The sequence below is a fragment of the Rhodococcus sp. AH-ZY2 genome (assembly GCF_030916465.1).
Lineage (GTDB): Bacteria > Actinomycetota > Actinomycetes > Mycobacteriales > Mycobacteriaceae > Rhodococcus > Rhodococcus ruber.
In genome coordinates this window covers 3139507-3159022 of the sequence record NZ_CP126458.1, presented here as the reverse complement: position 1 = coordinate 3159022, position 19516 = coordinate 3139507, and the positions used below count along the sequence as shown (strand labels likewise).

Annotated in this window: 16 protein-coding genes; 14 read left to right on the top strand and 2 right to left on the bottom strand. The window is 72.4% G+C overall.

Annotated elements, in window-relative coordinates; translation table 11 throughout:
• Nucleotide 1: 1 nt before the first annotated feature.
• Nucleotides 2-1462 (bottom strand): type VII secretion integral membrane protein EccD, encoded by a 1461-nt coding sequence (eccD, locus tag QNA09_RS15620; RefSeq protein WP_010595586.1) that lies wholly within the window; start codon nucleotides 1460-1462, stop codon nucleotides 2-4.
• A gap of 231 nt (nucleotides 1463-1693) precedes the next feature.
• On the opposite strand from eccD, the gene eccCa reads away from it, so the two are divergent.
• The 9 genes from eccCa to QNA09_RS15575 all read left to right on the top strand — a co-directional run bounded on the left by eccCa (nucleotide 1694) and on the right by QNA09_RS15575 (nucleotide 12263).
• Nucleotides 1694-5677, top strand: coding sequence for a type VII secretion protein EccCa (gene eccCa, locus QNA09_RS15615; protein ID WP_308072470.1), 3984 nt, complete (start codon nucleotides 1694-1696; stop codon nucleotides 5675-5677).
• Complete coding sequence (locus tag QNA09_RS15610) at nucleotides 5674-6999, top strand: type VII secretion-associated protein (RefSeq protein ID WP_010595584.1); 1326 nt, start codon at nucleotides 5674-5676, stop codon at nucleotides 6997-6999. Before eccCa ends, QNA09_RS15610 begins: the two co-directional genes overlap by 4 nt.
• Before the next feature lie 128 nt (nucleotides 7000-7127).
• Nucleotides 7128-7469: a WXG100 family type VII secretion target gene (locus QNA09_RS15605; protein WP_228287068.1), complete on the top strand. Its 342-nt coding sequence runs from the start codon at nucleotides 7128-7130 to the stop codon at nucleotides 7467-7469.
• 63 nt (nucleotides 7470-7532) lie between these two features.
• Nucleotides 7533-7832, top strand: a complete 300-nt coding sequence (locus QNA09_RS15600; RefSeq protein WP_225223062.1) for a WXG100 family type VII secretion target — start codon at nucleotides 7533-7535, stop codon at nucleotides 7830-7832.
• 307 nt (nucleotides 7833-8139) lie between these two features.
• Nucleotides 8140-8583 (top strand): 50S ribosomal protein L13, encoded by a 444-nt coding sequence (rplM, locus tag QNA09_RS15595; protein ID WP_010595582.1) that lies wholly within the window; start codon nucleotides 8140-8142, stop codon nucleotides 8581-8583.
• Nucleotides 8580-9086: a 30S ribosomal protein S9 gene (gene rpsI, locus QNA09_RS15590; protein WP_003938048.1), complete on the top strand. Its 507-nt coding sequence runs from the start codon at nucleotides 8580-8582 to the stop codon at nucleotides 9084-9086. Before rplM ends, rpsI begins: the two co-directional genes overlap by 4 nt.
• A gap of 162 nt (nucleotides 9087-9248) precedes the next feature.
• Nucleotides 9249-10586, top strand: a complete 1338-nt coding sequence (gene glmM, locus QNA09_RS15585; protein WP_010595581.1) for a phosphoglucosamine mutase — start codon at nucleotides 9249-9251, stop codon at nucleotides 10584-10586.
• 73 nt (nucleotides 10587-10659) lie between these two features.
• Nucleotides 10660-10986 carry a hypothetical protein gene (locus QNA09_RS15580; RefSeq protein WP_228287067.1) on the top strand — a complete coding sequence of 109 codons (327 nt, stop codon included), beginning with the start codon at nucleotides 10660-10662 and terminating at the stop codon, nucleotides 10984-10986.
• Entirely contained in the window at nucleotides 10983-12263 is a 1281-nt protein-coding gene (locus tag QNA09_RS15575; RefSeq protein ID WP_308071969.1) for a hypothetical protein, read from the top strand. The genes QNA09_RS15580 and QNA09_RS15575 overlap by 4 nt, the downstream gene beginning before the upstream one ends.
• A 170-nt stretch (nucleotides 12264-12433) precedes the next feature.
• On the opposite strand, the gene QNA09_RS15570 is transcribed toward QNA09_RS15575, so the two are convergent.
• Complete coding sequence (locus tag QNA09_RS15570) at nucleotides 12434-13279, bottom strand: dienelactone hydrolase family protein (protein WP_040272368.1); 846 nt, start codon at nucleotides 13277-13279, stop codon at nucleotides 12434-12436.
• Between the two features lie 98 nt (nucleotides 13280-13377).
• Between QNA09_RS15570 and glmS the strand changes: the two genes are divergently transcribed.
• From glmS to tsaE, 5 genes are read left to right on the top strand one after another with little or no spacing between them, the layout of a single operon-like run.
• A complete protein-coding gene (glmS, locus tag QNA09_RS15565; RefSeq protein WP_017679652.1) occupies nucleotides 13378-15243 on the top strand; it encodes a glutamine--fructose-6-phosphate transaminase (isomerizing) in 1866 nt (621 codons plus the stop codon).
• Nucleotides 15244-15263: 20 nt separating this feature from the next.
• Nucleotides 15264-16712, top strand: coding sequence for a bifunctional ADP-dependent NAD(P)H-hydrate dehydratase/NAD(P)H-hydrate epimerase (locus QNA09_RS15560; protein WP_040272370.1), 1449 nt, complete (start codon nucleotides 15264-15266; stop codon nucleotides 16710-16712).
• Nucleotides 16713-16770: 58 nt separating this feature from the next.
• Nucleotides 16771-17955 carry an alanine racemase gene (alr, locus tag QNA09_RS15555; RefSeq protein ID WP_010595575.1) on the top strand — a complete coding sequence of 395 codons (1185 nt, stop codon included), beginning with the start codon at nucleotides 16771-16773 and terminating at the stop codon, nucleotides 17953-17955.
• The gene (locus QNA09_RS15550; RefSeq protein ID WP_010595574.1) at nucleotides 17952-19010 is read left to right on the top strand and encodes an alpha/beta fold hydrolase; all 1059 of its coding nucleotides are present in this window, start codon (nucleotides 17952-17954) and stop codon (nucleotides 19008-19010) included. Before alr ends, QNA09_RS15550 begins: the two co-directional genes overlap by 4 nt.
• Entirely contained in the window at nucleotides 19003-19488 is a 486-nt protein-coding gene (tsaE, locus tag QNA09_RS15545; RefSeq protein WP_010595573.1) for a tRNA (adenosine(37)-N6)-threonylcarbamoyltransferase complex ATPase subunit type 1 TsaE, read from the top strand. The genes QNA09_RS15550 and tsaE overlap by 8 nt, the downstream gene beginning before the upstream one ends.
• The last annotated feature ends 28 nt before the right edge of the window (nucleotides 19489-19516 follow it).

Below are 19516 nucleotides of genomic sequence, written 5' to 3'. Positions count from 1 at the left end.
GTCAGATCCCGCGGACGGCGGCGTAGAGCCCCGTGACCCAGCAGGCCAGCGGCAGGACCGTCGCGATCGTCGCGTACTCGACGAGCTCGGCGGCGCGCCGCTGCACCGGAGTGAACGAGCGACGCGGGGCGGCCACGCCGAACACCAGCGCTGCGGCCGCGACGCCCGCGGCGAGGGCGAAGACCGCGACGGGCGGCACGGATCCGCTGATCGCGGCCGCGGCGAGCAGGGCTACCGGCACGGATGCGCCGCCTGCCACCAGCAGCGTCGCCTGGCGCGCGTCGGTATAGGTGCGGCCCCGCAGCATGATCACCGCCGCAGCGGCGAGCGCCAGGGCGGTGCCCGGTCCGACGGGGTCGTCCCCGGACAGCGGGGCTGCCGCGCACCACGCACCGGCGACGGTCAGAACGGCTCCCGCACCGACGAGACCGGTGAGGTGGTCGCGTGCCCGCGCGGCGGCCGCCGCGAGCTCGCCCCGATCGGGCAGGGACCGGTCCTCGCCGTCCGGGCCGTCCTCTCCGTCCTCGATCCGGGGTGCTCCCGCGCCGGGGCCGGGTACCGGGGGCAGCGGCAGGTCGGCGAGCTTCATGGCGAGCCGGGGAGCGAACGTCACGGTCAGCATCGCCGTGACGACGACTCCGGCTCCGACCGCGGACGCGGGGATTCCCGAGGTGGCGACGAGGAAGGCGGCCGCCGCCACCGCGGCGACGGCGGCAACCGCGGTGAAGGGCACCCGTCCGACGTCGGCCGAGACCAGGACCAGGGTTGCCGCGGCCCCCGACAGGACCGCACCGAGCATCGAGTGTGCCGGTCCGAAGGCCCCCGGCACCACGAGGATTCCGGTGACGAAGGCGGCCGGCACCGCGCAGGCGCACAGCAGCGCCACGGGGCGACGGTCGTCGCGGGCCCGGCCGAGCAGGATCCCGGCGAGCAGGAGCAGGACGGCGAGTGCGCCGCAGCCGGCCCCGGCGGCAAGCCGTCCCTCCGGCGCGGAAAGGCGCAGCAGAGCCCCCGCACCGACCGCCGTCGCGGACAGGGTGACCGCTGCCGCGACCGTCGCCGCCGCGCCCGGCGACCAGCGGCCCGTCCCGGCCTCGTCGGCGGTCGCGACGCTGTGGGTCACGTCGTCGAACAGCGGGGGTGGCGCCGGTGCCGACGCGTCCTCGAGCACGAGCAGATCGCCGTCGCGGACGCCCTGCTCGTGCAGACTCAGTGCCGCCGCGAGCCGCGACGAACCGAGGCGGGCCAGCGCCCATGCTTCGGGCTCGACCCGCTCGACGGAGGGGTCGAAGTCGTTGACGGCGCGGTGACTCGCGACGAGGTCGACGACGCCGGGCACGATCAAGGCGACGGGCACGTCGCCGGGCAGGGCGAGATCGACCTGTGTGTGCCGTGCCAGCACGGTCACCCGGCAGAGTTCGGGTGGGTCGATCCGCCCCGGTTCGGTATGCGCAGCCGTCATCGTCCATCCCCCCGTCGTCCCCCGACCGTGCTTCGGTCCGGACGGGCTCGCCCGCCCGCCCGGACCTCGCGGAGACGATACGACATCGCCTCGCGCAGACGCCGTCGCGTCCGCCTGCATGCCGATCCATCCGGTGTGCGTTACCCTTCGTCGACCGTGGGGGGACGGCCGTCGCGAGGACGGCTGCCGTGGTGGGGCGGTGGGGGTGGGTTCGTGAGCACAGTGCGGTTCGTGGGGACAGTGCGGTTCGTGCGCAGGCCGCGGCGCGAGGTGCCGCGCGTACCGGTGGGCGAGGTGGGAATGCAGGCCCCGCCGGAGATTCCGCGCTCGACGCCGGGCAATCTCCTGGCGAAGTTGCTGCCGGTCGTGATGGTCGCGGCGATGATCGGCATGGTGGCGCTGATGTTCGGTTCCGGGGCGGCGCGGAGCCCGATGTCGCTCGTCTTCCCGCTCATGATGGTCGTCTCGATGGTCGGCATGTTCGCGGGCAGCCGCGGAGGCGGAGCGAAAGCGGCGGAGGCGGACGAGGATCGAAAGGACTACCTGCGGTATCTCGACGGTCTCCGGCGGGAGGTCCACGACACCGCGGACCGGCAGCGGCGCGCCCTCGAATGGACGCATCCCGACCCGGCCGTGCTGTGGACGCTCGCGGGGACGGTACGCATGTGGGAACGTGGCGGCACCGACGCCGACTTCTGCCACGTCCGGGTCGGGCTCAGCGGCCAACGTCTCGCGACCCGGCTGATCGCTCCCGACACCGGTCCCGTCGAGGACCTCGAACCGGTGGCAGCCGTGTCGCTGCGGCGGTTCGTGCGCGCGCACTCGGTCGTGCCGGCTCTGCCGACCGCGGTGTCGCTGCGCGGGTTCGCGGCCGTGTCGTTCGGCGGCGACCGCCGCACGGCACGCGATCTGGTACGCGCGATGCTCCTGCAACTGTGCACCTTCCACAGCACGGAGGTCCTGCGAATCGCCGTCGTGTGCGGGCCGGACACGGCTGACGAGTGGGACTGGGTCAAGTGGCTGCCGCACGTGCAGAACCACGAGATCGTCGACGGGGCGGGTAGCGCCCGCGCCGTGTTCGGGTCGGTCCGCGATCTCGAGGCCGCATTCGCCGACCGCCTGACGGGGCGCGGGCGCTTCGCCCGCAACGCGGCCCCGGTCGACGGTGTGCCCCAACTGGTGATCGTGATCGACGGGGGCGTACACGGCTCGGGTTCGGGGATCCTCGACGACGGACTCGACTCCGTCACGATCCTGGACCTGTGCGCGTCGATGCCCGTCGCGGCGGCCTCCCGCGGACTCGAACTCGTTGTCGGTCCGGGACGCCTGGGTGCCCGCGCCGGCGAGCGGGTGGAGACCTTCGCGGTGCCGGACGGAGCAAGCGTGGCGCAGGCACAGACGGCGGCGCGGCGACTGGCGCCGTACCGAGCCACCCACCGGGCCGCCGAGTCCGGTGCCGGTGAGAATCGGCCGGACCGGTGGGAGGAGCTGCTCGGGCTCGGCGACGTCGCACAGTTCGACCCCGGCCGGGCATGGTCGGCGCGGCGGGGGCGCAACCGGTTGCGGGTCCCGATCGGAATCGGAACCGACGGCACACCGGTCGAACTGGACCTGAAGGAGGCCGCCGAGGGTGGCATGGGCCCGCACGGATTGTGCATCGGCGCCACCGGCTCGGGAAAATCGGAGCTGTTGCGAACCCTGGTACTGGGTCTGATCGCGACGCACGCCCCCGAGTCGCTGAATCTCGTTCTCGTCGACTTCAAGGGCGGCGCAACCTTTCTCGGACTCGAGTCGGCGCCGCACGTCGCGGCGGTGATCACCAATCTCGCCGACGAGCTGGCCATGGTCGATCGGATGAAGGATGCCCTCGAGGGCGAGATGAACCGCAGGCAGGAGCTTCTGCGTGCGGCAGGTAACTTCGCGAACGTGGGCGACTACGAACGCGCCCGCGCCGGCGGTGCAGCGCTGGCACCGTTGCCGGCGCTGGTCGTCGTCGTGGACGAGTTCTCGGAGTTGCTCACGCAGCAGCCGGACTTCGCGGACCTGTTCGCCGCGATCGGCCGGCTGGGGCGGTCCCTGCACATGCATCTGCTGCTCGCCAGTCAGCGAATCGACGAGGGCCGGTTACGCGGACTCGACAGTCATCTGTCGTACCGCATTGGACTGAAAACCTTCTCGGCCAACGAATCCCGAAGTGTTCTCGGCGTCCCCGACGCCTACCACCTGCCGCCCTCGCCGGGAGCCGGATACCTCAAGTGCGACTCGGCGGAGATCGTGCGGTTCGCTGCCGCCTACGTGTCGGGGCCCTACGAGCGTCGCCGCTCGGACCGGTCGGTGACCCGGCACGGCACTGCAGCCGCCCGGCCGCGGCTGTTCACCACCGCGGAAGTGCCCCTGGCGCAGCCCGAACCCGTTCCCGAGCCGGTCGAGCCCGGCGACGATCCCCTCCCTGCCGAGGAAAGCCGCTCCGTGCTCGATGTCCTCGTCGCGCAGGTCCGCGGCCACGGCGCACCCGCGCACGAGGTCTGGCTGCCGCCTCTCGATGCGGCGCCGAGCCTGGACCGGCTCCTTCCCCGGTCGTTGCTGACCGGTGACGTGCTGCCGCGGAGCATCCTGCGCACGCCGATCGGCATCGTGGACCGCCCCTTCGAGCAACGGCGGGATCCGCTGGTGGTGGACCTCTCCGGCTCGGCCGGCAACGTGGTCGTCGTCGGAGGACCGCGCTCCGGCAAGTCGACGATGCTCCGCAGCCTCGTCCTGTCGATGGCGATGACGCACACGTCCGAACAGGTGCAGTTCTACTGTCTGGACTTCGGCGGCGGGGCGCTGGCCGGCCTCGCCGGCCTCCCGCACGTCGGCTCGGTCGCCAACCGGCTGGACGCCGACCGCGTCCGCCGGACGATCGCCGAGCTGACCGCCCTGCTGCGGCGCCGGGAGGGCCGATTCGGCGAACTCGGCCTCGAATCGATGGCCGAGTTGCGCCGTCGCCGGGCCGGCGGCGGGCCGGGTGCGGACGTGGACGCCTTCGGCGACGTGTTCCTCGTGATCGACGGCTGGCCCAGCATCCGGCAGGACTTCGAGGCCCTGGAGCCGCAGGTCGCGGTGCTGGCCGCCCAGGGGCTGTCCTTCGGCATCCACGTGGTGCTCACCGCGCCGCGCTGGGGTGACGTGCGACCGGCGATGCGGGACCACCTCGGGACCCGTCTCGAGCTGCGCCTCGGTGATCCCGCCGACTCCGAGTACGGCCGTAAGAAGGCGGCGGCGGTACCCGAGGGCCGGCCGGGCCGGGGCATCGACCGTGACGGGCTGCACGTACTGGCCGCGCTGCCGCGGGTCGACGGCAGCTCCGAGACCGTCGATCTCGCCGCGGGACTGGCGGACGCCGTGGCCGCCGTCGCCGCGGCCGCACCGGGTCGCCCCGCCCCGGTCGTCCGGATGCTGCCCGACCTCGTCGATCGCGCCGACGTCCTGGCCGCCCTCGGCGACCGGTGGGCCGCCGGCGGCGGCGCGGCCGGGGAACGGCGGCTGTTCGTGCCGCTCGGCATCGACGAGGCCGAACTGGCCCCCGTGGGGATCGACTTCGCCGAACAGCCTCACCTGCTCGTCTTCGGCGATTCGGGCTGCGGGAAGACGACGGTGCTCCGCGGCATCTGCCGCAGCCTCCTGGAGTCCCGCACGGGGGCGCAGGCCCGCATCATCGTCGGGGACTACCGGCGCACCCTGCTCGGCGTCGTGGAGGGGGACCACCTCGGCGGATACGCACCGTCCGCCGTGACGTTGTCGGCGATGTCCCGCGACCTAGCGGCGGTGTTCGAGCGGCGGATGCCCGGTCCCGACGTCACCCAGCAGCAGCTGCGGGAACGCTCCTGGTGGTCGGGACCCGAGGTCTTCGTCGTCGTCGACGACTACGACCTCGTCTCCGCCGCGAGCCAGTCGCCGCTGACGCCCCTGCTCGAATACCTGCCCCAGGCCAAGGACGTCGGGCTGCACCTGGTCCTGGCACGCCGCTCCGGAGGGGCCGGGCGGGCACTCTTCGAACCGGTCATCGCGCGGCTGCGGGAACTGTCGTCGGCCGGTCTCGTGATGAGCGGCAACCGCGAGGAGGGTGCACTCGTGGGTACCGCGCGTCCGCGTCCGATGCCGCCCGGGCGGGGCATCCTCGTGCAGCGCGACGGGGAGACGCTCGTGCAGACGGCCTGGCTGCCCCCGCAATGAGCGACGTCCGCACGCTGCATATGCAGGTCGTCCCGGGACGGATCCACGCACGGTGGGCCGATCGGACCGTGACGATTCCCGCCGCGGCGCCCGAGCCCCGTTCGGACGACGATGCGCACCCGGCCGCCCTGCTCGGGTACGCGGCGGCGACGGCAGGGGCACCGGACGATCTCGACACCGTGACGGTGGTGCATCCCACCGAGTGGGGCGAACGTCGTCGAGCGCAGCTGCACACGGCCGCGCGGCAGGTCGCGCGGCACGCCGTCCTCGTGACCGCCGCGGTCGCCGCGCGCCGCACCGCGCCGCCGGGCGACGGCGAGCGGTACGCGGTCGTGGAGGTCGACGGCGCCGGTGTGACGACGACGGCGCTGACCACCCCCGACGGCGAGGTCGACCGGCTCGCCCGGGATTCCGACCTGGACGAGGGGCTGCTGGACTCTCCGGCCGGGGCCCGCCGGCTCGACGAGCTGATACGGAACGTGTGTGGGTCCGTCGATCCGGACGTCGTCCTCGTGACGGGCAGTCCGGGCGAGCCACCCGGAATGCCGCTGTGCGAGCGCATCGCCGAGCGGCTCGGCCGTGGCATCCGGGTGCTACCGGTCGCAGCGTCCGAGATGCTGGCCGCGGTGCCGGATCCCGGCCCCGAGCCGCCGGCGGACGCGGCGGCGGCACCGCGCTGGCTGCACACCGAGCCGGCGTCCCGGCCGGTCGGCCGGATGCGTCGGGGCGTTGCCGTCGTCGCAGTCGTCGCAGTCGTGGCCGCCGTGGCAGCCGTGGCAGCTGTCGGCCTGGTGTGGACTTCCGGGCACCGTGCGGACCTGCACGAGGAAATCGTGAACGATCCCGCCGCGGGCGACGCGGGCGGCGTGACCCCGGGGACGAGATCTCCCACGCCGAGGGCTCCTTCGGTGCGGCACGTGCTCGGGCCCGTCCGGCTGGAGCTGCCGGAGGGGTGGGCGCTTCGTGGCCCGGCCCGTGCCGACCGTGCCGAACTCGTCCCGGTGGGCGGGAGTGATCGCCGAATAGTGCTGGTGCACAGCATTCTTCGTCGTCATCTGGACTTGGCCGGCGTGGGGGAGGTGCTGGCCCGCCGCGCGGCCGAACGAGGCGAGGTGATCCGCGACCTCGACGCCGACACCACCTTCGCGGACCGTCCGGTGATCGCCTATGTGGAGGCGCCGGACGACTTCTCGCTCGTGCGCTGGTTCGTCGTGGTCGAGTCCGGCATCCAGGTCGCGGTCGGATGCCAATTCCTCACCGGCGAATGGTCGGGCATCAAGAACGAATGCGAGCAGGCCGTGCACACGGTGACGGTCGCGTAGCGGATCGCCTCGTTCGCCGAGAAGGGAACCTGACGGCCCGGCACTGCGTCCAATCGGTGTAGGCGCGAACCGCTTCGGCCACGGGGGTCCGAAGGGACACGGAACGCGGAACTGCAGAGGAGACAGGCGTGACGCAACCAGGGCAGGGCAGTTCGAATCGGGTGGCGACCGACGTCGCGACCATGGAGACGGCGGCGCGGCAGATCGAGGACTCCCACGGAGAGCTCGAACAACTGCTCGGGGCGCTGCGTACCACGGTCTCGTCGTCGCCGGACGTGTGGCAGGGCCGGTCGGGAATGGCGTTCACCGACGTGATGTCGCGATGGGACCGCAGTGCCCTTCAGCTCAACGAGGCGCTGGCCGCGATCGTCGCCGGCATCCGCACCAACGGCCGGGCGTACGAGGGCACCGTCGAGGCCCAGGCGCAGTCGCTGAACGTCCTCGGCGACAGCCTCCACGGCACCTACTGACCCCGAAGGTCCGGCACCGACCGGACCCGATTCCGTCCGCACGACCCGACCCGAGGAGAACGAATGAGTGGACCCGATGTGATCCGGCAGGACTTCGGTGGCATCGACGACCTGCATGCGCGCGTCGTCGGGCTGCAGCGCGGCATGAACGACACGCTCGACCGGATCAGATCCCAGGTCGAACCGCTGGTGCAGACCTGGGACGGGCAGGCCCGGTCCGAGTACCACGTCACCCAGCAGAAGTGGGATCGGGCGTCCGCCGACCTGAACCTGCTGCTCGACCAGATCGCCGTCGCCGTGGCGCGGGGCAACGACGAGATGCGCAGCGTCGAATCCGAGCTGGCACGGAGGTGGCAGGCCTGAGACGACCCGGGTGACGAGCGACGTCCCGGTGGTGGAGAGGCCGCCGGGACGTCGTGCCGTGTCGAACGGGCCGGGTGCTGTGTCGAACGGGCCGGGTGCTGTGTCGAACGGGCTGGATGCTGTGTCGAACGGGTCGAGTGCTGTTTTGACCGGGCGGACACGTCCCCGGTATCGTGTCCCGTTGGCGTGTCGTACGTCGTCGTTGCTTCGTGCGCGGCGAACGTCGCTTCTCGGGTCCCAACTGGCCGCCGAGGGTGATCATCGACGACGCGCGGGCCAGCAGCGACACGATAGACGAGGAAGATCTGTGTCTACGTACACACCGAAGGCCGGCGACGTGACCCACCAGTGGCACGTCATCGACGCCACCGACGTGGTGCTCGGCCGCCTCGCGGTGCAGGCGGCGAACCTGCTCCGCGGCAAGCACAAGCCCACTTTTGCCCCCCACGTGGACGGTGGCGACTTCGTCGTCATCATCAACGCGGACAAGGTTGCCGTCTCCGGCAACAAGAAGCAGGACAAGCTCCTGTACAACCACTCCGGCTACCCGGGCGGCCTCCGTTCCCGCACCGTCGGTGAGGTTCTGGAGAAGAACCCGGACCGTCTGGTGGAGAAGGCCGTAACCGGCATGCTCCCGAAGAACAAGCTCGGTCGCGCGATCGCGAAGAAGCTGAAGGTCTACGCGGGCCCGAACCACCCGCACACCGCGCAGCAGCCGGTGCCGTTCGAAATCAAGCAGGTGGCGCAGTGACCGAGAACGTGAACGAGAACTACAGCGACGAGTACACCGACACCGAGAACGTCGAGGTCGCCGCGGACGAGTACGTGGCCGAGGAGGCCGCTGTCGCTCCTGCGCCGATCGTGTTCGACCGCCCGGTGCAGACCGTCGGCCGCCGTAAGGAGGCCGTCGTCCGCGTCCGCCTCGTGCCCGGCACCGGCAAGTTCGTGCTCAACGGCCGCACCATCGAGGACTACTTCCCGAACAAGGTGCACCAGCAGCTCGTCAAGTCGCCGCTGGTCACGGTCGAGCGCACCGAGCAGTTCGACGTGCACGCCCGCCTGCACGGCGGCGGCCCGTCGGGTCAGGCAGGCGCCCTGCGCCTGGCGATCGCCCGCGCGCTGATCGAGGTCACCGCCGAGGACCGTCCCGCGCTCAAGCGTGCCGGCTTCCTCACGCGTGACCCGCGTGCCACCGAGCGCAAGAAGTACGGCCTGAAGAAGGCCCGTAAGGCACCGCAGTACTCCAAGCGCTGATGTGCCGCCGACGCTGACCTCGTCAGCCTCGGCACCTGTTCGACCACGAGAGCAGGCGCCGGTAGAGAATTCGCTACCGGACGCCTGCTCTCGTGCATTGACGTACTTTTTGCGACAGCAGGCGGCGCAGGCCGCATTTCTCGACGTGGAGGACTTTGCTCGATGGGTCGGATGTTCGGTACCGATGGCGTGCGAGGCTTGGCGAACGCCGAGCTCACGGTCGAACTGGCGATGCGACTCGCCGGAGCGGCCGCGACCGTGCTGGCGAACGGTGCCGAGGGGCGGCGCCCCGTCGCGGTGGTGGGCCGCGACCCCCGCGCGAGCGGGGAGATGCTCGAAGCCGCGGTGACCGCGGGTCTCGCGGCGGCCGGCGTCGACGTGTTGTCGGTCGGGGTGCTGCCCACTCCGGCGGTCGCGTTCCTGACCGACGCCTACGACGCCGACCTCGGCGTGATGATCTCCGCGTCGCACAACCCCATGCCGGACAACGGCATCAAGATCTTCGCGGCCGGCGGCCACAAGCTCGACGACACCGTCGAGGACCGCATCGAGGCGATGCTGCACGGTGAGGGCGTCGTCGCACGTCCCACCGGTGCGGGTGTCGGCCGGGTGCGGACCGCCGCCGACGCGGCCGATCGCTATCTCGCACACCTCGCGTCGGCGCTGCGTACGCCGCTGACCGGACTGACGGTGGTCGTGGACTGCGCCAACGGCGCGGCGTCGCACGTCGGACCGGCCGCGTACGCCGCGGCCGGGGCCACCGTCGTCGCGCTGCATGCGGAACCGGACGGGCTCGACATCAACGACGGGTGCGGTTCGACCCACCTGGAGGGTCTGCGGGCCGCGGTCGTCGAGCACGGCGCCGACCTCGGTCTCGCCCACGACGGCGATGCCGACCGGTGCCTCGCGGTCGATGCGACGGGCGCCGTCGTCGACGGCGACGCGATCATGGCGATCCTCGCCCTCGGGATGCGGGAGGCCGGCGAACTGCACGACGACACGCTCGTCGCCACCGTGATGAGCAATCTGGGCCTGCACCTGGCGATGCGCGAAGCCGGGATCACCGTCGTCACCGCCGGGGTCGGTGACCGCTACGTGCTCGAGGAGCTGCGGCGCGGTTCCTTCAGCCTCGGCGGCGAACAGTCCGGTCACATCGTGCTGCCGGCGCTGGGCACAACGGGTGACGGGGTGCTCACCGGTCTGCGTCTCATGGAGCGGATGGTGGCGACGGGATCGTCCCTCGCGGACCTGGCCGCCGTCATGCGCACTCTGCCGCAGGTGCTGGTGAACGTCCCTGTGTCCGACAAGTCCGCGGTTGCCGAGGCACCGGCCGTCGCCGACGCGGTAGCCGCCGCGGAACGGGAACTGGGTGAGTCCGGCCGGGTGCTGCTGCGCCCGTCCGGCACCGAACAGCTGGTGCGGGTCATGGTGGAGGCCGCCGACGACGCACTGGCCCGCGCGCTCGCCGATCGCCTCGCGGGAGCTGTCGCCGCCGTCTGAGGCGCTTCTCCGCCCGGGAACCGAACCGCCGCCCGCTGCGTCCAATCCTCCGGGGGACGAGGGAGGGGGCGCGGTGCGTGACGGAATGGGACTCGACGGCGCGGTGGTCCGGTCGGTCGCCGACGGACTGGCGGACTCGGCCACCGACGCGGACTGCCGTGCGCGTGCGTTCCACACCGTCGGCTTCGGCCCGGACGCGGTCGACGACCGCTACCGGTCCGAGGCCGAAGCGGTGCGGGCGTGCTACGACCGACTGCATCGCGCGGTGGTGGAGTGGTCGGCAGCGACGGCCGCACACGCGTCGGCGCTGCGCCGCGCGGCCGGGGGGTACGCGTGGCTGGACCAGGAGACCGACTCCGTCCTGCGGGGCGTCGACATGCCGCCGACGGCATCCCGGTGACCGGGGGCGAGCGGCGGCTCGACCTGGTGCTCGACGGGGGACGGGTCGGGTTGCGCTTCTTCGCCGAGCATCTTCCGCGCGCCGAGCGGTACGCTCCCGGCCTGCCGCCCTGTTCGCACCTGGAGGAACGCTACGACGAGCAGCGCGGCACGGACCCGGCCGTCCTGCTCGTGGACGCCGACGTCTTCGCCCGGCTCGAGACCGGCCTGGATGCCGAGGTCGCGCGGCAGCGTTCCGGTGTCGACGCCCTGGCGACGGCGTGGACGGGAGGGGGAGCGGCGGGTGCGGTCGACGCGCTCGTCCGCCATGTGCGAGCGGGGGAGGACCTGCGGGCAGGGCTGGGCACCGCCCACCGTGCGCTGACCGACGCCGCGGCCGCGGTGCTCGCCGTCGTCGAGGAGAAGGCCCGCGCGGCCGCCGAATTCGCGGACACGACCGTCGGCGGACGCACCGTCGAGGAGATCGACGCCATCCTGGCCGGCGCCGCGGACGGCGACGGTCCGACGGCACGCCAGCTCGCCGCGTGGGATCCGGCGCTGGGTCCGGATCTCGACCGCGCCGCCGTCACGCACTGGTGCGCGCGGTGGCGTGACGAGGTGTACCGGCCCGGCGTGGAGGCGGCGGTCGAGTCCTTCCTCGCCCTGTGCGACGACACCGACCGCGCGGTGCGGGCGGTGTTCGCCGAACTCGTCACGATGCTCGCGCCACCGGATCCGGCGGTGCGGGACGTGGGTCCGGTGACCGACCCGTGGGCGCCGCCGGGCGCATCCACGGATCTGGTCGCGGCGGGGCTACGACTTGTGACCGCTGTGGGCGGTCTCACCGGCGCGGTCCTCGATCTGGCCGCGACGGTGGTGGAGGAGGTGACCGAGGCCGTCGAGACGGCCATACCGGCGCCGCCGGATCCCGCACGGGCGCCGTCGCACGCATCCGACTCACAGGCCGGGACCACAGCCACGGAACCGGAACCGCCCACACCCGTTGCCGATTCGGGACACGTCGTTCCGGGGCACGTCGTTCCGGGGCAGGACGCTGCGGGAGACGACACTGCGGAACACGGCGCTTCGGGACCCGACACGTCGGCGGCACCGCTGCCGCCCGATCCCCAGCGGGCGGGTGCGTCGGGTGACGGTGTGCCCCCTGCGCCGGCCGGGATACCCGGACCCCGGGCGGACACCGCCCGCCGGACCGGGACGGCCGGGGCCGAGGGCGCCGACCCGAACCCCGAGCAGGAGGCCGGCGACGGGGTGGTCCTGGCCGAGGCGGGGCCACTGTGATCGGACGGCTGCAGTGACGGGACGGCCGCTGTGACCGGCCGCTTCGAGCGCATCGTCGCCGAGCACCGGGAGGCGGTCGCGTGCCGCCTCGAGACCCTACGGTGCGTCCGGGATCCGCACGAGCTCCCGGTCGGGACGATGCGCGCGCCGGAGCCGGCCGACGAGGAGTTCTACCGTCCGAGAAGCTGGTTGATCTGAGTGCCGAGTTCACGGTCGATCGCGTCGGGCTCGGTGAGCACCTCGGAGCCGGGAAGCTCCGCCTCGGGATCGGCTAACGGCGCGTAGGTCTTGTCACCGGCGAGCCGGTACAGCAGGTATCCGGTGAGCAGCGCGCGGGTGACCTTCTGGGTGTTCCGCTGCGCGCCCCCGACGCCGAGGAAGGCGAGCAGGCGTCGGCCCTCGATCATGCCGTCGTCGGTGGCCTTGTGAACGACCCGCATCAGCACCTCGCCGCCCCAGGCCTGGGCGACGGCGACGGCGTCGCTGCCCATCGAGCCGAGGTCCTTCTCCGCGGCGAGCACGAGACCGGGCGCGTGCACCCGGGCGGCCAGGGCCGAGGCCGGGGGCGACGTCGGAGCCGGGTAGAGCGCCGCGACGGCCGCCACCTCGCGCCGGGACGCGGCAAGCACCGCGGCTCCCGCGCCCATGCCGTGGCCGACCAGGCCGAGCCGATCGGGGTGCACACTGATCCGGCCGGTCCCCAGGCGCACGCCCACACAGATGTCGAGGGTGGTGCCGAGATCGGCGGCGAGCCCGAGGTGCGACGGGATCGGTCCGCGTTCGGTACTCGGAGCAGCGACCACGATGCCCCACGAGGCCAGGTGCTCGAACAGCTTCGAGTACTTGTCGAGGCCGGTCATCCAGCCGTGGCCGAACGCGACGGCGGGCAGGCCGAACCCCTCGGCGGGTGTGTAGACGGTGCCCGGCTGACCTGCGAGAGCGAGGTTGCCGCGCAATACCGTGTGCGGTCCGCGTTTCGAGAGCCGCTGGGCCAAGGATTTCGGTTTCGCCGCCACGGCGTGAACGTTAGCCGATGATCAGCTTCGCGCGTGCCACCCGTCGGGGACACGGACGAGTTGTTACCGGCGGGTCGCGGACCAGTACCCTGCTAACCATGTGCGGAATCGTGGGGTACGTCGGGCACCGCCCGGCTCTCGATGTCGTGGTGGAGGCACTGCGGCGGATGGAGTACCGGGGCTACGACTCGGCCGGGGTGGCGGTCCTGGACGGCGCGGGTGGTCTGGCGGTGGAGCGCAAGGCCGGTCGGCTGGCGAATCTGGAGGCCGAGCTCGACGAGGTCGGGGCCGAGCACTTCGCCGGGACCACCGGCATGGGCCACACCCGGTGGGCCACGCACGGTCGCCCGACCGATCGGAACGCGCACCCGCACCGGGACGCGACGGGGAAGGTGGCGGTGGTGCACAACGGCATCATCGAGAACTTCGCGCCGTTGCGGGTGGAGCTCGAGAAGGCCGGGGTGGAGTTCGCCAGCGACACCGACACCGAGGTGGCGGTGCATCTGGTGGCCCGGGCGTATGCCGAGGGGCCGACCGCGGGGGATTTCGAGGCCAGTGCGCTGTCGGTGCTGCGCCGGCTCGAGGGGGCGTTCACGCTGGTGTTCACCCACGCCGAGCATCCGGGCACGATCGTGGCGGCGCGCCGGTCGACGCCGCTGGTGGTCGGGGTCGGGGACGGGGAGACGTTCGTGGCCTCGGACGTGGCGGCGTTCATCGAGCACACCCGGCACGCGGTCGAGCTCGGGCAGGACCAGGTGGTGGTGATCACCGCCGACGGGTACCGGGTGTCGGACTTCGACGGGGACACCGACGTGGCGACCCGGCCGTTCGAGATCGACTGGGATCTGGCGGCCGCCGAGAAGGGCGGCCACGACTACTTCATGCTCAAGGAGATCGAGGAGCAGCCCGCCGCGGTGGGCGACACGCTGCTCGGGCACTTCGCCGGCGGTCGCATCGTGCTCGACGAGCAGCGGCTGTCGGATCAGGAGCTGCGCGATGTGGACAAGGTGTTCGTCGTCGCCTGCGGCAGTGCGTACCACTCGGGTCTGGTGGCCAAGTACGCGATCGAGCACTGGACGCGGCTGCCGGTGGAGGTGGAGCTGGCCAGCGAGTTCCGGTACCGGGATCCGGTGCTGGACCGGTCGACGCTGGTGGTGGCGATCTCCCAGTCCGGGGAGACCGCCGACACCCTCGAGGCGGTGCGGCACGCGAAGGATCAGAAGGCGCGGGTGCTGGCGGTGTGCAACACCAACGGCGCGCAGATCCCCCGGGAGGCCGACGCGGTGCTCTACACCCGGGCCGGGCCGGAGATCGGGGTGGCCTCGACCAAGGCGTTCCTGGCGCAGGTCGCCGCGAACTACCTGGTGGGGTTGGCGTTGGCGCAGGCCCGCGGCACCAAGTATCCGGACGAGGTGGCCCGCGAGTACGCCGACCTGGCCGCGATGCCGCACCTGATCGCGCGGGTGCTCGAGACGGTCGAGCCGGTGCGGCGGCTGGCGCGGGAGCTGGCGTCGTCGTCGACGGTGCTGTTCCTGGGCCGGCACGTGGGGTATCCGGTGGCGCTCGAGGGTGCGCTCAAGCTCAAGGAGCTGGCGTACATGCATGCCGAGGGCTTCGCCGCGGGCGAGCTCAAGCACGGTCCGATCGCGCTGATCGAGGACGGGCTGCCGGTGATCGTGGTGATGCCGTCGCCGAAGGGGCGGGCGGTGCTGCACTCGAAGTTGCTGAGCAACATCCGGGAGATCCAGGCCCGGGGCGCGCGGACGGTGGTGATCGCCGAGGAGGGCGACGAGGCGGTGCGGCCGTTCGCCGACCACCTCATCGAGATCCCGGCGGCGCCGACGTTGCTGCAGCCGCTGCTGTCGACCGTGCCGCTGCAGGTGTTCGCCGCCGAGGTCGCCCAGACCCGCGGCTACGACGTCGACAAGCCCCGCAACCTCGCCAAGTCCGTGACGGTGGAATAGCGACCCCGGCGGGAGACCCGATGCGCAGCTACTACCCGTGTGAGCAGGTGCGGGCGGCGGAGGCGCCGCTGCTCGCAGCCCTGCCCGAGGGCACGTTGATGCGTCGTGCCGCGTTCGGGCTCGCCCGGATCGCGGCGACGGAACTGCATGCGCGCACCGGTTCCGTCGCCGGTCGGCACGTGAGCCTGCTCGTCGGATCGGGCGACAACGGCGGCGACGCCCTGTGGGCGGGCGCGTTCCTGCGTCGCCGCGGGGTCGCGGTCACGGCGCTGCTCCTCGACCCGGAGCGGGCCCATCAGGCGGGGGCCGCGGCGCTGCGTGCCGCCGGGGGACGCCTCGTGCCGGCCGATCCCGGGCGGATCGGTGACCCGGATCTCGTGCTCGACGGAATCGTCGGCATCTCGGGCCGGGGCCCGCTGCGCCCGGCGGCCGCGGCGGTCGTCGAGCAGATCACCGCGCCGATCGTCGCCGTGGACACCCCCAGCGGCGTGGACCCGGATACCGGTGCCGTGGACGGACCGGCCGTCACCGCGGCCGTGACCGTCACGTTCGGTGCGTACAAGCCTGTCCACGTCCTCGCCCCGGCCCGCTGTGGGCGGGTCGAGCTCGTCGACATCGGTCTCGACCTGTCCCCGGCGCACCTGGTGGCGGCCGAGCCGGCCGAGATCGGCGCGATCTGGCCGGTGCCCGGCGCCGACGACGACAAGTACAGCCAGGGCGTCGTGGGCATCGTCGCCGGGAGCGCCCGGTTCCCGGGTGCCGGCGTGCTCTGCGCCGGCGGGGCGGTGGCCGCGACGTCCGGCATGGTCCGCTACGCCGGCAGCGCCGCGCCCGTCGTCCTGGCCCGGTTCCCCGAAGTGGTGGCCGCGCCGTCGTTCGCCGAGGCGGGCCGCGTCCAGGCGTGGGTGATCGGGCCCGGCGGCGGCACCGATCACCAGGCGGCCGACACCCTGCGCGAGGTGCTGGCGACGGATCTGCCCGTCCTCGTCGATGCCGACGGGCTGACGCTGCTGTCCCGGCAGCCCGAACTGGTCCGCGGCCGACACGCCCCGACGCTGTTGACCCCGCACGCCGGGGAGTTCGCGCGGCTCACCGGCCGCCGGCCCGAGCCGGACCGGGTGACGGCGGTGCGAGCCCTGGCCGCCGACTGGGGAGTGCACGTACTGCTCAAGGGCCGCTCGACGCTGATCGCGAACCCGGCCGGGCACGTGTTCGTCAACGAGGCCGGCGGGTCGTGGGCCGCCACCGCCGGGGCGGGCGACGTCCTGTCCGGGATGATCGGGGCACTGATGTCCGCCGGTATGGCCCCGGACCTCGCCGCCGCGGCCGGTGCGCGGGCCCATGCGTTCGCGGCGGACACGGCCGCGCGCGGGGGCGTCGACGGCGCCGGGGCGCCGACGTCGGCGAGTGCGATCCTCGACCGGGTGCCCACGGCAGTACGCCGTCTGCGGGGCATGGCCGAATCGTGACCCGACACCGTCGACCGTGCTGCGGGCCACTTCGCCCGCAGTGGCAGGATCGGGACCCATGACCACGGCCGAACCCCGACCCCGCAACCACCTCCACCACGACCTGCCGCAGGCCGAGGCGCTGATCGACCTCGACGCCGTGGCCGAGAACGTGCGGCGGCTGCAGGAGTTCGCCGGGGAGGCGGCGGTGATGGCCGTCGTCAAGGCCGACGCATACAACCACGGTGCCGTCCCGGTCGCGCGGGCCGCCGTGGCCGCCGGGGCGCGCGAGCTGGGGGTGACGACCCTGACCGAGGCACTCGAACTGCGTCGCGCCGGGATCGACGTGCCCGTGTTGTCCTGGCTGCACACCGTCGACGCCGATTTCGCACCCGCGATCACCGCCGGCGTCGAGTTGGGGGTTTCGTCGACCCGGCATCTCGCGTCGATCGTTGCCGCAGCTCGGGAAACGGGCGTGACCGCGGTGCTCACCGCGAAGATCGACACCGGACTCAACCGCAACGGCGTGGCACGCGACGAATGGCCGGAATTTCTGCAGGACCTGGGCCGGGCCCGCGCCGAGGGCGCGATCCGGCTGCGCGGCGCCTTTTCCCATCTCGCACACGCGGACGAACTCGGTCACCCCGAGATCGACTGCCAGCGGGACCGGTTGCGCGAGGCCGTCGCGGATCTGAGCCGCCACGGCATGAGACCCGAGGTGGTGCACCTGTCGAACTCGGCAGCCACTGTCACGCGTCCTGACCTGCGTTTTGACATGGTCAGACCGGGTATAGCGATGTACGGGTTGTCCCCGATCCCCGAGGTCGGGGACTTCGGGTTCCGGCCCGCAATGACGTTGCGAACGAGGGTGGCGCTGGTGAAGAAGGTGCGTGCAGGGTCCGGGGTGTCGTACGGGCATCGCTGGGTGGCGCCCGTCGACACCACCGTGGCCCTGTTGCCGATGGGCTACGCCGACGGAATCCGGCGCAATCTCAGCGGCCGCTTCGAGGTGCAGCTCGGCGGACGTCGCCGCCCTCAGCTCGGCCGCGTGTGCATGGACCAGGTCGTGGTCGATCTCGGACCGGACGGGGACGGAGTAAAAGAAGGCGATACCGCGTTCTTCTTCGGTGACGGTCGTCACGGCGAGCCTGTCGCGCAGGAGTGGGCAGACCTGCTGGACACCATCAATTACGAGGTGGTCACCGGCGTGGGCGGGCGCACCGTCCGCACCTACGTCGGTGGCGGAGGAGGCGAGCGGCGATGACGCTGTTGGGCAGTCTGGGACTGTTGGGTGCGAGCCTGGCCACGCTCGGCTCGAACGCGGGACTGTACGCGGTGCGCACCGCGGGCCTGCCCGCGCACGAGATCTACGGCGAGGAAGACTTCGATGCGATGCTCGCGCTGCCCAAGCGCACCGTCCGCACCGAGGACGGCGTCGAACTCGCCGTGCGCGAGGTCGGCTCGGCTCTGGCGCCGCTGACGATCGTGTTCGTGCACGGGTACTGCCTGCGCATGCAGTCCTGGCACCTGCAGATGCGGCACCTGCAGGAGCGCTGGGGCAAGGACGTGCGGATGGTGTTCTACGATCAGCGCGGCCACGGGGAGTCCGGCGCGCCGAGGTCGAAGTCCTGCACCATCGCCCAACTCGGCCGCGATCTGGGGACGGTCATCGACACGGTCGCCCCCACCGGCCCGGTGGTCGTGGTCGGGCACTCGATGGGCGGAATGACGACCATCGCGCTGGCTGCGCAGCGCCCGGAACTGTTCGACCAACGCATCGTCGGCGTCGGACTGCTCGCCACCACCGCGGCCGGCCTGACCAAGACCGGCATCGGCCGCAACCTCGAGAACCCGGTGATCGACGGATTCCGGCACCTGGCCCGCACCGCGCCGGGCTTCGTGCAGTACACCCGCGGTGCCGCCAAGGCGATCATCGCGCCGATCCTGCGCGCGGCGTCCTACGGGACCGTGGTCAGCCCGAAGCTCGTCGAATTCTCCGACCGGATGCTGGCGGAAACCTCGGTGCTGACCATCGTGAACTTCCTGCGCACCCTGGAACTGCACGACGAGTCCGCGGCCCTGCCGGTGCTGGGTCGGGTGCCCGCCCTCGTGCTGTGCGGGGACGCCGACATGATCATCCCGTTCTCCGGCTCCGAGGAACTCGCGGCGGCACTCCCGGACGTCGAGCTCAAGCGGGTCCGCGGCGCCGGGCACCTGGTGCAACTCGAATTCCCCGAGGTCGTCGTCGGTGCGCTCGACCGGCTGATCCAACGCGGGTTCGCCCACGACGCCGGCAGGAGGCGCGCCGCAATTGGGTGACGATCTCGCCGCCGGCACGCACACCGAGCGCAGCGCCGAGCTGCCCACGGTCGAGGACACCGAGGCACTGGGCCGGCGCCTGGCAGAACAGCTGCACGCCGGCGATCTCGTAGTGCTGGACGGACCGCTCGGCGCCGGGAAGACCGCCCTGACCCGTGGCATCGCGGCAGGCCTCGGGGTGCAGGGCCGGGTCACCTCGCCCACCTTCGTCATCGCCCGCGAGCATCGCCCCGGCGGTCGCACCGAGGGCGAACCCGTGGGCATGATCCACGTCGACGCCTACCGCCTCGGGGACGGACCGAACGCCCTCGACGAACTCGACGCTCTCGACCTCGACACCGACCTGACCGCCGCCGTGGTCGTCGTGGAATGGGGTGAGGGACTGGTCGAGGCGCTCACCGAACGGCACCTGCGGGTGCGGCTGCGCCGCGAACCGGACTCGGACGTGCGCACCGCCACCTGGTCCTGGGTGGGGTGACCGCCGCGCTCGGCGGTACTCTGGATAC